10 protein-coding genes and 1 riboswitch are annotated in these 14,658 nt (G+C 72.2%); of the genes, 8 read left to right on the top strand and 2 right to left on the bottom strand.

Annotated features, from left to right (window positions below; genetic code table 11):
- Positions 1-6 precede the first annotated feature (6 nt).
- Complete coding sequence (locus ACIRF9_RS12595) at positions 7-1,068, top strand: CobW family GTP-binding protein (protein ID WP_403819698.1); 1,062 nt, start codon at positions 7-9, stop codon at positions 1,066-1,068.
- Here the strand turns inward: ACIRF9_RS12595 and ACIRF9_RS12590 are convergent.
- Positions 1,065-3,518 (bottom strand): DNA topoisomerase (ATP-hydrolyzing) subunit A, encoded by a 2,454-nt coding sequence (locus ACIRF9_RS12590; protein WP_403819697.1) that lies wholly within the window; start codon positions 3,516-3,518, stop codon positions 1,065-1,067. The two genes, ACIRF9_RS12595 and ACIRF9_RS12590, sit on opposite strands and share 4 nt — an antisense overlap.
- 382 nt (positions 3,519-3,900) lie before the next feature.
- Here ACIRF9_RS12590 and ACIRF9_RS12585 point away from each other — a divergent pair, with 382 nt between their 5' ends.
- The 4 genes from ACIRF9_RS12585 (at position 3,901) to ACIRF9_RS12570 (ending at position 8,667) form a co-directional block, all read left to right on the top strand.
- On the top strand, positions 3,901-5,250 hold the full coding sequence (locus ACIRF9_RS12585; protein WP_403819695.1) for a M16 family metallopeptidase: 1,350 nt from the start codon (positions 3,901-3,903) through the stop codon (positions 5,248-5,250).
- Complete coding sequence (locus tag ACIRF9_RS12580) at positions 5,247-6,635, top strand: M16 family metallopeptidase (RefSeq protein ID WP_403819693.1); 1,389 nt, start codon at positions 5,247-5,249, stop codon at positions 6,633-6,635. The genes ACIRF9_RS12585 and ACIRF9_RS12580 overlap by 4 nt, the downstream gene beginning before the upstream one ends.
- 224 nt (positions 6,636-6,859) lie before the next feature.
- A riboswitch (cyclic di-AMP (ydaO/yuaA leader) is annotated at positions 6,860-7,026 on the top strand.
- Between the two features lie 13 nt (positions 7,027-7,039).
- Positions 7,040-7,783, top strand: coding sequence for a M23 family metallopeptidase (locus tag ACIRF9_RS12575; RefSeq protein ID WP_403819691.1), 744 nt, complete (start codon positions 7,040-7,042; stop codon positions 7,781-7,783).
- A gap of 188 nt (positions 7,784-7,971) precedes the next feature.
- Positions 7,972-8,667, top strand: a complete 696-nt coding sequence (locus ACIRF9_RS12570) for a GntR family transcriptional regulator (protein WP_403819689.1) — start codon at positions 7,972-7,974, stop codon at positions 8,665-8,667.
- A 216-nt stretch (positions 8,668-8,883) separates the two neighbouring features.
- Here ACIRF9_RS12570 and ACIRF9_RS12565 read toward each other — a convergent pair whose 3' ends face one another.
- Positions 8,884-9,165 carry an HPr family phosphocarrier protein gene (locus ACIRF9_RS12565; RefSeq protein ID WP_071373146.1) on the bottom strand — a complete coding sequence of 94 codons (282 nt, stop codon included), beginning with the start codon at positions 9,163-9,165 and terminating at the stop codon, positions 8,884-8,886.
- Between the two features lie 178 nt (positions 9,166-9,343).
- Here ACIRF9_RS12565 and ACIRF9_RS12560 point away from each other — a divergent pair, with 178 nt between their 5' ends.
- The 3 genes from ACIRF9_RS12560 (at position 9,344) to ACIRF9_RS12550 (ending at position 14,655) form a co-directional block, all read left to right on the top strand.
- A complete protein-coding gene (locus ACIRF9_RS12560) occupies positions 9,344-12,271 on the top strand; it encodes a GNAT family N-acetyltransferase (RefSeq protein WP_403819687.1) in 2,928 nt (975 codons plus the stop codon).
- 606 nt (positions 12,272-12,877) lie between these two features.
- Positions 12,878-13,465, top strand: a complete 588-nt coding sequence (locus tag ACIRF9_RS12555) for a DUF5998 family protein (RefSeq protein WP_403819685.1) — start codon at positions 12,878-12,880, stop codon at positions 13,463-13,465.
- The gene (locus tag ACIRF9_RS12550; RefSeq protein WP_403819683.1) at positions 13,465-14,655 is read left to right on the top strand and encodes an alkaline phosphatase family protein; all 1,191 of its coding nucleotides are present in this window, start codon (positions 13,465-13,467) and stop codon (positions 14,653-14,655) included. Before ACIRF9_RS12555 ends, ACIRF9_RS12550 begins: the two co-directional genes overlap by 1 nt.
- Positions 14,656-14,658: the final 3 nt, after the last annotated feature.

Raw genomic sequence — 14,658 nt, 5'->3', positions numbered from 1 at the left:
CGCACGGTGACGCAGAGCCGCAGTCCGCAGCAGATCCCGGTCGTCGTACTCGCCGGATTCCTCGGCTCCGGCAAGACGACCCTCCTGAACCATCTCCTCCACCGCAGCGGAGGCAGCCGGATCGGTGCGATCGTCAACGACTTCGGGGCGATCGAGATCGACGCCATGGCGGTGGCCGGCGCGCTCGGCGACTCCACCGTCTCCCTCGGCAACGGCTGTCTGTGCTGTGCCGTCGACGCAAGTGAGCTGGACGTCTACCTCGAGCGGCTCGCGAACCCGGCCACGGGCATCGATGTCGTCGTCATCGAGGCCAGCGGCCTCGCCGAGCCCCAGGAGCTGGTGCGGATGCTGCTCGCCAGCGAGCACCCGGGGATCATGTACGGCGGCCTCGTCGAGGTCGTCGACGCCGCCGAGTTCGACGAGACGCGCGCGAAGCACCCCGAGATCGACCGGCATCTCGCGCTCGCCGATCTGGTCGTGGTGAACAAACTGGACCGGGCCGCCGACGGTGAGCGGGTCCTCGCGCTCGTCCGGTCTCTCGTCGACCGCGCCGCGGTCGTGCCCGCCTCCTACGGCCGGATCGATCCGGAGTTCCTCTTCGACTGCAAACCGAGCGAGGAGCGCATCGGGCAGCTGTCCTTCGACGACCTGCATGTGCACGACGAGGGCGAGGAGCACGCCGAGCACCTGCACTCCGGCTACGACAGCCTCTCCTTCACCTCCGAAACGTCCATGGACCCACGCCGGTTGATGCAGTTCCTCGACAGCCGGCCGGAAGGGCTGTACCGGATCAAGGGGTACGTCGACTTCGGGGCGTACGACGAGCGCAACCGCTACTCCGTGCACGCCGTGGGGCGCTTCCTGCGGTTCCGTCCGGAGCCTTGGGCCGCCGGCCCCCGCCTCACCCAGCTCGTCCTCATCGGCTCCGGGATCGACGCACCCGCCCTCGGGAAGGAACTGGAGGCGTGCAAGAGCGACGCCCCACACGCCGACGAGCACGGCATGTGGGGCGTCCTGCGCTACGTACAGGATCCGGATGACGAGCAGGACCCCGGGGAAGCGGCCTAGACCGGCCCCGCGACCACGCCCACCGTCTTCGCCAGGGAAACGCCCGAGCCGTCGCGGCGGGGGTCCATCTCCGGCAGTTCGGCGGGCAGGCCGTTCTTCTGGGCGGCCTTCACCGGGGTGGCGCCCGCCCAGGCGAAGGACAGGCAGTCCTCGCCCTTCAGGAAGCGCTGGCAGCGCACACCGCCGGTGGCGCGCCCCTTGCGCGGGTACTGGTCGAACGGGGTCAGCTTGGCGGTCGTCTGGACGGAGTCGTCCAGTGTGCCGCGCGAGCCCGCGACCGTGAAGACGACCGCGTCCGCCGCCGGGTCCACCGCCGTGAACGAGATCACCTTCGCGCCGTCGGTGAGCTTGATGCCCGCCATGCCGCCCGCCGGACGGCCCTGCGGGCGCACCTGGGAGGCCTGGTACCGCAGCAGCTGGGCGTCGTCGGTGATGAAGACCAGGTCCTCCTCGCCGGTGCGCAGCTCGACCGCGCCGACGATCCGGTCGCCCTCCTTGAGGGTGATGACCTCCAGCTCCTCCTTGTTGGACGGATAGTCGGGCACCACCCGCTTGACCACACCCTGTTCCGTGCCGAGAGCCAGACCCGGCGACGACTCGTCGAGCGTGATGAGGCAGACCACCGTCTCGTCGCCCTCCAGGGAGACGAACTCCGACAGCGGGGCACCGCCCGAGAGGTTCGGAGCCGCGGCTGTGTCCGGGAGCTGCGGCAGGTCGACGACGTTGATCCGCAGCAGCCGGCCCGTCGAGGTGACCGCGCCGATCTCCCCGCGCGCGGTGGCCGGCACCGCCGAGACGATCACGTCGTGCTTGACGCGCTTGCCGTCACCCTCCGCGAACGGCTCGCCGTTCGCCGTGCGGGCCAGCAGGCCCGTGGACGACAGCAGGACCCGGCACGGGTCGTCCGCGACCTGCAGCGGTACGGCGGCGGCCGGGGCCCCGGAGGACTCCAGCAGGACCGTACGCCGCTCGGTGCCGAACTTCTTGGCGACCGCGGCCAGTTCGGACGAGACCAGCTTGCGCAGCTCCGCGTCCGAGTCCAGGATCCGGGTCAGCTCCGCGATCTCCGCGTTGAGCTTCTCCTTCTCCGCCTCCAGCTCGATGCGGTCGAACTTGGTGAGGCGGCGCAGCGGGGTGTCGAGGATGTACTGGGTCTGGATCTCCGAGAGCGAGAAACGCTCCATCAGGCGCTGCTTCGCCTCCGCGCTGTTCTCGCTGGAGCGGATCAGCCGGATGACCTCGTCGATGTCGACGAGCGCCGTCAGCAGGCCCTCCACCAGGTGCAGCCGGTCACGGCGCTTGCCGCGGCGGAACTCGCTGCGCCGGCGGACCACGTCGAAGCGGTGGTCGAGATAGACCTCCAGGAGCTCCTTCAGGCCCAGCGTCAGCGGCTGGCCGTCCACCAGCGCCACGTTGTTGATGCCGAAGGACTCCTCCATCGGCGTCAGCTTGTACAGCTGCTCCAGGACCGCCTCCGGCACGAAGCCGTTCTTGATCTCGATGACCAGGCGCAGGCCGTGCGCTCGGTCGGTGAGGTCCTTGACGTCGGCGATGCCCTGGATCTTCTTCGAACCGACCAGGTCCTTGATCTTGGCGATGACCTTCTCGGGGCCGACCGTGAACGGCAGCTCCGTGACGACCAGGCCCTTGCGGCGGGCCGTCACCGTCTCCACCGTGACCGTGGCGCGGATCTTGAAGGTGCCGCGGCCCGTCTCGTAGGCGTCGCGGACGCCGGAGAGGCCGACGATCCGGCCGCCGGTGGGCAGGTCGGGGCCCGGGACGTACTTCATCAGGGCTTCCAGATCCGCGTTCGGGTAGCGGATCAGATGGCGGGCGGCCGCGATGACCTCGCCGAGGTTGTGCGGCGGCATGTTCGTGGCCATACCAACGGCGATCCCGGACGCGCCGTTGACCAGCAGGTTCGGGAAGGCGGCGGGCAGCGCCACCGGCTCCTGCTCCTGGCCGTCGTAGTTCGGCGCGAAGTCGACGGTGTCCTCGTCGATCGACTCCGTCATCAGGCTCGTCGCCTCGGCCTGGCGGCACTCGGTGTACCGCATGGCGGCCGGCGGGTCGTCGTTGCCCAGCGAGCCGAAGTTGCCGTGGCCGTCGACCAGCGGCACGCGCATGGAGAAGGGCTGCGCCATGCGCACCAGGGCGTCGTAGATCGACGAGTCGCCGTGCGGGTGCAGCTTGCCCATGACCTCGCCGACCACGCGCGCGCACTTCACATAGCCGCGCTCGGGGCGCAGGCCCATCTCGCTCATCTGGTAGACGATGCGGCGGTGCACCGGCTTGAGGCCGTCGCGGGCGTCCGGCAGGGCTCGGGAGTAGATGACCGAGTACGCGTACTCGAGGAAGGAGCCCTGCATCTCGTCGACGACGTCGATGTCGAGGATCCGCTCCTCGTACGAGTCGTCGGGCGGCGGGGTCTTCGTGCTGCGGCGGGCCATCGCTGCCGGCTCCTTGCTGAAGCGTGTGACGGTATCTGACGCGGACCATTGTGGACCGTGGCACTGACAAGCCGGGCTCAGGACCCGGTTTCGGCCGCGGGCCCGGCGCGGGTGGGCGGTCCGTGGCGGCCGCCCGGCCCGGTGCGGGGATGCCCGGCCCGTGCGGGGGCCCGGCCCGGCGGGGCCGCCCTCCCATGATTGCCGCAGGGTACGCCATCCCCCGCCCGAGCCCCTCTCCCGGCTTTCCCTGTGCTCCCGGTTTCTCGCTCTCGGCGTACGACCTCCGGGAACTTCGCCGACCGACCGCACGCTTGCATACAGTGACAGGACCGGCAGGAAACACGCGGTTTCCACGACCGCGTCCGCGATCGGAAGGACGTACATGCCCATGGGTCACACGGCCACAGACCAGGCAGGCACCGGGGGCCTGACAGCGACCGAGCACCGCCTGGCCAACGGCCTGCGCGTGGTGCTCTCCGAGGACCACCTGACCCCCGTCGCGGCGGTGTGCCTCTGGTACGACGTCGGCTCACGCCACGAAGTCAAGGGCCGTACCGGCCTGGCTCACCTTTTCGAGCACCTGATGTTCCAGGGTTCCGCGCAGGTCAAGGGCAACGGCCACTTCGAGCTGGTCCAGGGCGCCGGCGGCTCGCTCAACGGCACCACCAGTTTCGAGCGCACCAACTACTTCGAGACCATGCCCGCCCACCAGCTGGAGCTCGCCCTCTGGCTGGAGGCCGACCGCATGGGCTCCCTGCTGGCGGCCCTGGACGACGAGTCCATGGAGAACCAGCGCGACGTCGTGAAGAACGAGCGCCGTCAGCGCTACGACAACGTGCCCTACGGCACCGCCTTCGAGAAGCTGACCGCCCTCGCCTACCCGGACGGCCACCCGTACCACCACACGCCGATCGGTTCCATGGCCGACCTGGACGCGGCGACCCTGGAGGACGCGCGCACGTTCTTCCGCACGTACTACGCGCCCAACAACGCCGTCCTGTCGGTCGTCGGCGACATCGACCCGCAGCAGACACTCGCCTGGATCGAGAAGTACTTCGGCTCCATCCCCTCCCACGACGGCAAGCAGGAGCCGCGCGACGGCTCGCTGCCCGACGTCATCGGCGAGCAACTGCGCGAGGTCGTCGAGGAGGAGGTCCCGGCCCGTGCCCTGATGGCCGCGTACCGTCTGCCGAACGACGGCACGCGCGCGTGCGACGCGGTCGACCTGGCGCTCACCGTCCTCGGCGGCGGCGAGTCCTCCCGCCTCTACAACCGGCTGGTGCGGCGCGACCGTACGGCCGTCGCGGCCGGCTTCGGGCTGCTGCGGCTCGCCGGGGCGCCCTCCCTCGGCTGGCTGGACGTGAAGACGTCCGGGGACGTCGAGGTGCCCGTCATCGAGGCCGCCATCGACGAGGAGCTCGCCCGGTTCGCCGAGGAGGGTCCCACCGCCGAGGAAATGGAGCGCGCCCAGGCCCAGTTGGAGCGCGAGTGGCTCGACCGGCTCGGCACCGTCGCCGGCCGCGCCGACGAACTGTGCCGGTTCGCCGTCCTGTTCGGCGACCCGCAGCTCGCCCTCACCGCCGTCCAGCGCGTGCTGGAGGTGACGCCCGAGGAGGTGCGGGAGGTCGCCAAGGCCCGCCTGCGCCCCGACAACCGCGCGGTGCTCGTCTACGAGCCGACCGCTCCCGAAGCCCCCGCCGACCAGGACGAGAACGAGGAGGCGGCTCAGTGAGCGAGCTCGCCACGATGGACTTCCACCCCCAGCCCCGGGCGGGCGAGGCCAAGCCGTGGGCGTTCCCGGCGCCCGAGCGCGGCACGCTGGACAACGGCCTGACCGTCCTGCACTGCCACCGCCCCGGCCAGCAGGTCGTCGCCGTCGAGGTCCTCCTCGACGCCCCCCTGGACGCCGAACCGGCCGGCCTGGACGGTGTCGCCACGATCATGGCGCGGGCCTTCTCCGAGGGCACCGACAAGCACTCCGCCGAGGAGTTCGCCGCCGAGCTGGAGCGCTGCGGCGCCACCCTCGACGCCCACGCCGACCACCCCGGCGTCCGGCTCAGCCTGGAGGTGCCCGCCTCCCGCCTGGCCAAGGCGCTCGGCCTGCTCGCCGACGCCCTGCGCGCGCCCGCGTTCGCCGACAGCGAGGTCGAGCGCCTCGTCCGCAACCGCCTGGACGAGATCCCGCACGAGCTGGCCAACCCCTCCCGCCGCGCCGCCAAGGAGCTCTCCAAGGAGCTGTTCCCGGCGAGCGCGCGCATGTCGCGCCCGCGCCAGGGCACCGCGGAGACCGTCGAGAAGATCGACTCCGCCGCCGTACGGGCCTTCTACGAGAGGCACGTCCGGCCGGCCACGGCCAACGCCGTGGTCGTCGGCGACCTCACGGGCGTCGACCTGGCCGCGCTCCTCGGCGACACCCTGGGCGCCTGGACGGGCTCCCCGGCCCAGCCGTCGCCCGTCCGGCCGGTGACCGCCGACGACACCGGCCGCGTCGTCATCGTGGACCGTCCCGGCGCCGTCCAGACGCAGCTGCTCATCGGCCGGATCGGTGCCGACCGGCACGCGCGCGTGTGGGCCGCCCAGGTCCTCGGCACGTACTGCCTCGGCGGCACCCTCACCTCCCGCCTGGACCGCGTCCTGCGCGAGGAGAAGGGCTACACGTACGGGGTGCGCGCCTTCGGGCAGGTCCTCAGGTCCGCCCCGGACGGCTCGGGCGCCGCGATGCTCGCCATCAGCGGCTCCGTAGACACGCCGAACACCGGTCCCGCCCTGGACGACCTGTGGAAGGTGCTGCGCACCCTCGCCGCGGAGGGCCTGACGGACGCCGAGCGGGACGTCGCCGTGCAGAACCTCGTCGGGGTGGCGCCGCTCAAGTACGAGACCGCGGCGGCCGTCGCGAGCACGCTGGCCGACCAGGTCGAGCAGTACCTGCCCGACGACTACCAGGCCACGCTGTACCAGCAGCTCGCCGCGACCGGCACGGTCGAGGCCACCGCGGCGGCCGTGAGCGCCTTCCCGGTGGACCGTCTGGTGACCGTGCTCGTCGGTGACGCCGCCCAGATCAAGGAGGCCGTCGAGGCGCTCGGCATCGGCGAGGTGAAGGTCGTGCCGGCGGAGTAGTCACCACCGGGCGGCGGCCAACGGCACGCGCGCGTAGGGGCCCTGGTGGACCGCAAGGCCACCAGGGCCTCAACGCGTCGGCAAGATGTCCGAATTGGTGCGGAGGTTGCCTGTCTGCCCTGTGGGATGCGCTACAAAAACCGGGATCCGTTTGAGGATTCAAAGCGGCCCCGCATAGCTTCGTGCGGGCTGTTCGTCAGGCAGTGCGCCGCATCCGCGGCACCGGACAGTCATCGCCGAGTCCCCGTACGGCGCGAGCCAGGGGAGCCGGGGACCCACTTGTGAAGTCCCTGGGGTGAATCGGACGCCCGCGCGCCAGCGAGGGGGTCCGTAGGAGACCTTCCTGCTCCGAACCCGTCAGCTAACCCGGTAGGCGAGAGGGAAGGAAAGGACCGCTCAACTTCATGGCGTACACCTGCGCCACCGGGAAGCACCGCCGGCCCAGCCGGATGCAGCGCACCACCGCCCGCGCGGCGGGTATCGCGGCGCTGACCACCACCGGTGTCATGGCCACCGTCTCCTCCGCCCCGGCCTTCGCGGCCGAGCCCACTCCCGAGGAGACCGGGCTGATCCCCGTCGTCACCGCCGGCGAGGCCGTCGCCGAGCAGATCGACGACCAGGTCGCCGTGCAGAAGAGGGCCGCCTTCGAGGAGGCCGCGCGCGAGGCCGCCGCCAAGAAGGCCGCGGAGGAGCGCGAGGCACGCGTGCGTGCGGCCCGTGAGGCCGAGCGCAAGCGTCTGAACGCCTTCGTGCCGCCGATCACCGGTTCCTACGTCTCCACCGGCTACCACGCCAGCAGCTCCCTGTGGTCCTCCGGCAGCCACACCGGCATCGACTTCCACGCCGCCAGCGGCACCTCCGTGCACGCGGTCGGCCTGGGCACGGTCGTCGAGGCGGGCTGGGGCGGTTCGTACGGCAACCAGATCGTCATCAAGATGAACGACGGCACGTACACCCAGTACGGTCACCTGTCCTCCATCGGTGTCTCGGTGGGCCAGCAGGTCACCCCGGGGCAGCAGATCGGCCTCTCGGGCGCGACCGGCAACGTCACCGGCCCGCATCTGCACTTCGAGGCCCGTACGACCGCGGAGTACGGCTCGGACATCGATCCGGTCGCCTACCTCCGCCAGCACGGCGTGAACGTCTGACGACACACGGCGACAGATCGTCCAGCCCCGGCCCACCAGGCCGGGGCTTTCGCCGTTTCCGGCACCCCGCTGTCCAAAAAATATCCCTGGATTCCGGTCCGCCATCGGAAATTCCGGCTCATTGCAATAGAGTCACGGAACACACGTCAATCGTCGACGTTTCACGGGGATTAATGCGGAGGTCGGTCATGCGTATTCCGGCGCACTCGGTGTGCACGGCCATCCGGGACGACATCGTCGCGGGTGTCTACGAGCGCGGCAGCCGCCTCACCGAGGAACTCCTCGCCCGCCGCTACGGCGTTTCCCGTGTCCCCGTCCGGGAGGCGCTGCGCACCCTGGAGGCCGAGGGCTTCGTCGTCACCCGGCGGCACGCGGGCGCGTGCGTCGCCGAGCCGACCGAGCAGGAGGCGGCCGACCTGCTGGAGATGCGCATGCTCCTGGAGCCGCTCGGTGCGGCCCGGGCCGCCCAGCGCCGCACCGAGGCCCATCTGAAGGTGCTGCGCGGTCTCGTCCGGCTGGGCCAGGAGCGGGCCAGGAGGGGCAACAGCGAGGATCTGCGCTCCCTGGGCGGCTGGTTCCACGAAACGCTCGCCCAGGCCTCCGGAAGCCCCGCCCTGACGTCGATGCTGACCCAGCTGCGCCACAAGATCGCCTGGATGTACACCGTGGAGGCGCCGGTCAACCCCGTGGAGTCCTGGGCCGAGCACGGCGCGATCGTGGACGCGGTGGCGCGCGGCGACCAGGAGCGCGCCCGGACGGTCACGGCGCTGCACACCGAGCGGGCGACCGTCGCGCACCGGCTGCGGTTCGCCGGCGGCGCGGACCGCGCCGACCGTGTGAGGACTTCGCAACCTCCCGTAAACATGACGGGCCTGCGGCATTAACACGGGGGCCGTATACAAAGAAGGGATATTCGGCGGAGAGGTATTTTCGCTGCCCTTTTCCTGGCGCGCCCGGAATTCTCGCCGGCGCGCCCTTCGCGTGCCCGGGGACGGGTTTCCGGTTATGCCGCCGGTAATTCCACGGCGCCGCCACGAAAACCTGTGCGAAAAACGGCGAAGCCGCGCCACCGGGAGCGGTGACGCGGCTTCGTGTGCGACTCAGACGGTCTCGGGGAGCTCCTCGAGACCCTCGGCGACCAGCTTCGCCAGCCGGTCGAGGGCGATGTCCGCGCCCTCGGCGTCGGAGGCGAGGACGATCTCCTCGCCACCCTGGGCGCCGAGGCCGAGGACGGCCAGCATGGAGGCCGCGTTGACGGGGTTGCCGTCAGCCTTGGCGATCGTCACCGGGACGCCTGCGGCCGTGGCGGCTCGGACGAAGATGGAGGCGGGGCGGGCGTGGAGGCCCTCGGCCCAGCCGACGTTGACGCGGCGCTCAGCCATGTGTTGCTGCCCTTCGGTTTCCAGGTTGTCTAGACCAGTGTTCCACACGTGAAGCACGGGAGGAACGGGTCGTACGTCCCGTTCCTCGTGCGGTCGCCGGATCGCGGCCTCGATCCGGCTTCCGTCCTCCACAGACTGCCTCGCGCCGTTGTCGTACGCGAGCCGTACGCTGGGCCCCATGCAGAGCGCCTCGGACCGGCACGAGTACCCCGCCCACTGGGAAGCCGACGTGGTGCTGCGCGACGGCGGCACCGCGCGCATCCGCCCCATCACCGTTGATGACGCCGAGCGCCTGGTCAGCTTCTACGAGCAGGTCTCGGACGAGTCGAAGTACTACCGCTTCTTCGCGCCCTACCCGCGACTGTCCGCGAAGGACGTCCACCGCTTCACGCACCACGACTTTGTGGACAGGGTGGGACTCGCGGCCACGGTCGGCGGCGAGTTCATCGCAACCGTACGCTATGACCGCATTGGTGCCGACGGCATGGCCGCCTCCGCCCCCGCCGACGAGGCCGAGGTCGCCTTCCTCGTCCAGGACGCCCACCAGGGCCGCGGTGTCGCCTCCGCCCTCCTCGAGCACATCGCGGCCGTCGCGCGCGAGCGCGGCATCCGCCGGTTCGCCGCCGAGGTGCTCCCGGCCAACACCAAGATGATCAAGGTGTTCACGGACGCCGGCTACACCCAGCAGCGCAGCTTCGAGGACGGCGTCGTCCGCCTGGAGTTCGACCTCGAACCCACTGAGCGCTCCCTGGCCGTGCAGCGCGCGCGGGAACAGCGCGCCGAGTCGCACTCCGTACGGCGGCTGCTGGCGCCCGGCTCCGTCGCCGTCGTCGGGACCGGGCGCGCCCCCGGCGGCGTCGGCCGCAGCGTCCTCGGCAACCTCCGCGAGGCCGGCTTCACAGGCCCCTTGTACGCCGTGAACCGCGCGTTCCCCGAGGACCTCAAGGAGATCGACGGGGTCCCCGCCCACCGCTCCGTGCGCGACATCGCCGACCCCGTCGACCTCGCGATCGTCGCCGTCCCCGCCGACCATGTGCCCGAGGTCGTCACGGAGTGCGGCGAGCACGGCGTCCAGGGACTCGTCGTCCTGTCCGCCGGGTACGCCGAGAGCGGCCCCGACGGGCGCGAACGTCAGCGCGCACTCGTACGGCACGCACGCGCGTACGGCATGCGGATCATCGGCCCCAACGCCTTCGGCGTCATCAACACCTCCCCGGAGGTGCGGCTCAACGCCTCGCTGGCCCCGGAGATGCCGCGTCCCGGCCGCATCGGACTCTTCGCCCAGTCCGGGGCCATCGGCATCGCCCTGCTGTCCCGCCTGCACCGGCGCGGCGGAGGCGTCACCGGCGTCACCGGCGTGTCCACCTTCGTCTCCTCCGGCAACCGCGCGGACGTCTCCGGCAACGATGTCCTGCAGTACTGGTACGACGACCCGGACACCGACGTCGCCCTCATGTACCTGGAGTCCATCGGCAACCCGCGCAAGTTCACCCGCCTCGCGCGGCGCACCGCGGCGGCGAAGCCCCTCGTGGTCGTCCAGGGATCCGGCTCCGCCCCGCAGGGCCACGCCGTACGCGCGACCCGCCTGCCGCACGCCACGGTGTCGGCGCTGCTGCGCCAGGCCGGTGTGATCCGCGTCGACACCATCACCGAGCTGGTCGACGCCGGCCTGCTACTCGCCCGCCAGCCCCTGCCGACCGGGCCCCGGGTGGCCATCCTGGGCAACTCCGAGTCGCTGGGACTGCTGACCTACGACGCCTGCCTCTCCGAGGGGCTGCGCCCGCTGCCGCCGCTGGACCTGACGACGGAGGCGTCGGCGGAGGACTTCCACGCGGCGCTCGCGCGGGCGCTGGCCGACGAGACGTGCGACGCGGTCGTGGTGACGGCCATACCGGCCATCGGCGAGACCTCACCGAGTGACGCGGCGCTCGCTCAGGCCCTGCGCTCGGCCGCGGCCGCGGCCCCCGCCAAGCCGGTGCTCGTCGTCCACGTGGAACTGGGCGGCCTCGCGGCCGCGCTGTCCGCCGCGACGAGCACCGCGCCGCGCGCCGGAGCCACCGCACGCGCGCGTGGGACCACGCCCGACGGGGCCACACCGGACGGCGGGACACCGGATGGCGGGACACCGGATGGCGGGACACCGGCTGGCGGTACGCGGTCGCAGGCCGCCGTCGACGCCCCTGCGGGAGCCGTTGCCGTCGAGTCCGCCAAGGGAGCCGCCGTCGGGGAGGCCGTAGAGGGCACCCACCTCATCCCGGCCTACCCCGCCGCCGAACGGGCCGTGCGCGCCCTCGCCGAAGCGGTGAACTACGCGCAGTGGCGGCGCGAGGCCGCCGACCCCGGCAAGGTGCCGGGGTACGAGGACATCGACGAGAAGGGCGCCGCCCGCCTGATCGACGGGCTCCTCTCGCGCGGCCAAGGCCTCACCCTCGGCACCGACGACACCTGCGAACTGCTCGGCCACTACGGCATCCACCCCCGCCGGGCCATCCCCGCGCCCACCCCCGACGACGCGGCGCGGGCCTCGGGCGCCCTCGGCTATCCCGTCGCCCTCAAGGCCACCGCCCCGCATCTGCGCCACCGCGCCGACCTGGGCGGGGTCCGCCTCGACCTCGCCGACGAGGAGCAACTGCGGCGGGCGTACGCCGAGCTGACCGAGTTGTTCGGAAAGCCGGAGGAGATCCGTCCGGTCGTCCAGGCGATGGCCCCGCGCGGGGTCGACACGGTCGTCCGCGCGGTCATCGACCCGGCGGCCGGGGCCGTGCTGTCCTTCGGGCTCGCAGGGGCGGCCTCCCAGTTGCTCGGCGACATGGCCCACCGGCTGGTCCCGGTCACCGACCGCGACGCCACCTCCCTGATCCGCTCGATCCGCACGGCCCCCCTCCTCTTCGGCTGGCGCGGCTCCACCCCGGTCGACACCCCCGCCCTGGAGGAGCTCCTCCTGCGCGTCTCCCGCCTGGTCGACGACCATCCGGAGGTCGTCGCGGTCACCCTGGAGCCCGTCGTGGTCGCCCCGCACGGCCTCAGCGTCCTCGGCGCCTCGGTCCGCCTCGCCCCACCACCGGCCCGCGACGACCTCGGCCCACGGACACTGCCGGCGTACTGAGCGACGGAGAGCGCGGAAGGACGGCGGTCCTGCCGGGCTCGGGGTGTGCGGGGCATTCGTGGGACGGCGGTCCTGCTGGGCTCGGGCTGCGCTGGGCATGCGTGGGACGGCGGTCACGACGGCCTCGGGCTGCGCGGGATTCCGGCGGGACGGCGACCACGCCGGGCTCGGGCTGCCCGGGGGGTTCCGGCGGGACGGCGACCGCGCCGGGTCCGGGCTCGCCGGGGGATTCCGGCGGGACGGCGACCGTGCCGGGTTCGGGCTCCCCGGGGGGTTCCGTGCCGGGCCCAGGCTCGCCGGGGGGTTCCGGCGGGACGGCGACCGCGCCGGGCCCAGGCTCGCCGGGGGATTCCGGCGGGACGGCGACCACGCCGGGTCCAGGCTCGCCGGGGGATTCCGGCGGGACGGCGACCGTGCCGGGTTCGGGCTCCCCGGGGGGTTCCGTGCCGGGCCCAGGCTCGCCGGGGGATTCCGGCGGGACGGCGACCGTGCCGGGCTCGGGCTCCCCGGGGGATCCTGGTGGGGTCGGCCCGCGTACGCCGTCGGGTCGGCGGAGCGTCCGTGAGCGGTGCCTCGCAGTCAGTGGGTCCCCGTAGGATGGAGCGCATGGCCAAGACCAGTACGACGACCCAGGGGCTGCGCGCGGCGATCGAGCGCAGCGGCTACTACCCGGCCCTCGTGGCCGAGGCGGTGGAGGCCGCTGTGGGCGGCGAGCCCATCCGGTCGTACCTGGTCCACCAGGAGACCACGTTCGACCAGAACGAGGTGCGTCGGCATGTGACCGTGCTGGTCCTCACCGGCAACCGCTTCATCGTCAGCCACACCGACGAGCAGGCCGCCGACACGACCTCCCCGACGCCGTACGCCACGACCTCCACGGAGTCCGTGAAGCTCGGCCGGATCTCCTCGGTCGTGGTCAGCCGCGTGGTCGCCAACCCCGAGTCGTACAAGCCGGGCACGCTGCCGCGCGAGGTGGTGCTGACCATCGGCTGGGGCGCCGTCTCCCGCATCGACCTGGAGCCGGCCGCCTGCGGCGACCCCAACTGCGACGCCGACCACGGCTACACGGGCAACTCGACGGCGGACGACCTCAGCCTGCGCGTCAGCGAGGCGGGCGACGGCCCGGAGACGGTGCGCCAGGCACTCGCCTTCGCCCAGTCGCTCTCCGAGGCCACCGCGGACACCACCCGCTGATGGCGGCGCCCGCTTCCTGGGACGACGTGGAGCCCCTCCCCGTCTCCTCCGCCCCCGTCCCCGCCTACGGCACCGGCTCCCTCGCCGACCTGCTGCCCACGCTGGCCGCCGGACTCGGCGTACCCGGCATGACCGCGGCGATCCCGGAGCTGACCCCGGCCGACCGCAACTGCGTCTTCCTGATCGACGGCCTCGGCTGGGAGCAGATCAAGGCCCACCCGGACGAGGCCCCGTATCTGCACGCGCTCCTCGGCAGCTCGCGCGGCGGCACCGGACGCCCGCTCACCGCCGGCTACCCGGCGACCACCGCGACCTCCCTCGCCTCCGTCGGCACCGGTCTCCCGCCGGGCGCCCACGGCCTGCCCGGCTACACCGTGCGCAACCCGGCCACCGGCGAGCTGATGAACCAGCTCCGCTGGCAGCCCTGGACCTCACCGGCCGTCTGGCAGCCGTACCCCACGGTCTTCCAGCTCGCCGACCAGGCGGGTGTGCACGCCGCGCAGGTCTCCTCGCCCGCCTTCCAGAACACCCCGCTGACCAAGGTCGCGCTCAGCGGCGGAACGTTCCTCGGGCGGCTGACCGGCGAGGAGCGCATGGACGTCGCGGCCGAGCAACTCGCCGCCGGCGACCGCTCCCTGGTCTACACGTACTACGCCGAACTGGACGGCGCGGGCCACCGCTACGGCGTCGCCTCCGACACCTGGCGCGGCCAGCTCATGTACGTCGACCGGCTGGTCCAGCGCCTGGCCGAACAGCTGCCCCCGCGCAGCGCGCTCTACGTCACCGCCGACCACGGCATGGTCGACGTGCCCTTCGACGAGCAGCACCGCATCGACTTCGACGAGGACTGGGAGCTGCGCGCCGGAGTCGCCCTGCTGGGCGGCGAGGGCCGCGCCCGCCACGTCTACGCCGTACCGGGCGCCGAGAACGACGTGCTGACCTGCTGGCGCGAGGTGCTCGGCGAGCAGTTCTGGGTGGCCTCGCGGGACGAGGCGATCGCCGCGGGCTGGTTCGGGCCGCGGATCGACGAACGCGTCCACGACCGGCTCGGCGACGTGATCGCGGCCGCCCGGGACGACGTCCTGATCATCGCCTCCGAGCGGGAGCCGAACGAGTCGGCCATGGTCGGCAACCATGGCTCCATGACCCCTGCCGAGCAGCTCGTCCCCCTGCTCGAAGTACGCTCCTGAAAG

The organism is Streptomyces sp. NPDC096132 (assembly GCF_044763345.1).
Taxonomy (GTDB): Bacteria; Actinomycetota; Actinomycetes; order Streptomycetales; family Streptomycetaceae; genus Streptomyces.
Note: the sequence above shows the minus strand (reverse complement) of the source record. Positions and strands in the feature narration are given on the sequence as shown.

Bases quoted from the DNA above. Each gene is read 5' to 3' on its own strand.
- ACIRF9_RS12570 (WP_403819689.1), top strand. From the start codon at position 7,972: ATGCGTATTCCGGCGCACTCGGTGTGCACGGCCATCCGGGACGACATC.
- ACIRF9_RS12560 (WP_403819687.1), top strand. From the start codon at position 9,344: ATGCAGAGCGCCTCGGACCGGCACGAGTACCCCGCCCACTGGGAAGCC.
- ACIRF9_RS12585 (WP_403819695.1), top strand. From the start codon at position 3,901: ATGCCCATGGGTCACACGGCCACAGACCAGGCAGGCACCGGGGGCCTG.
- ACIRF9_RS12565 (WP_071373146.1), bottom strand. From the start codon at position 9,165: ATGGCTGAGCGCCGCGTCAACGTCGGCTGGGCCGAGGGCCTCCACGCC.
- ACIRF9_RS12575 (WP_403819691.1), top strand. From the start codon at position 7,040: ATGGCGTACACCTGCGCCACCGGGAAGCACCGCCGGCCCAGCCGGATG.
- ACIRF9_RS12550 (WP_403819683.1), top strand. From the start codon at position 13,465: ATGGCGGCGCCCGCTTCCTGGGACGACGTGGAGCCCCTCCCCGTCTCC.
- ACIRF9_RS12590 (WP_403819697.1), bottom strand. From the start codon at position 3,518: ATGGCCCGCCGCAGCACGAAGACCCCGCCGCCCGACGACTCGTACGAG.
- ACIRF9_RS12555 (WP_403819685.1), top strand. From the start codon at position 12,878: ATGGCCAAGACCAGTACGACGACCCAGGGGCTGCGCGCGGCGATCGAG.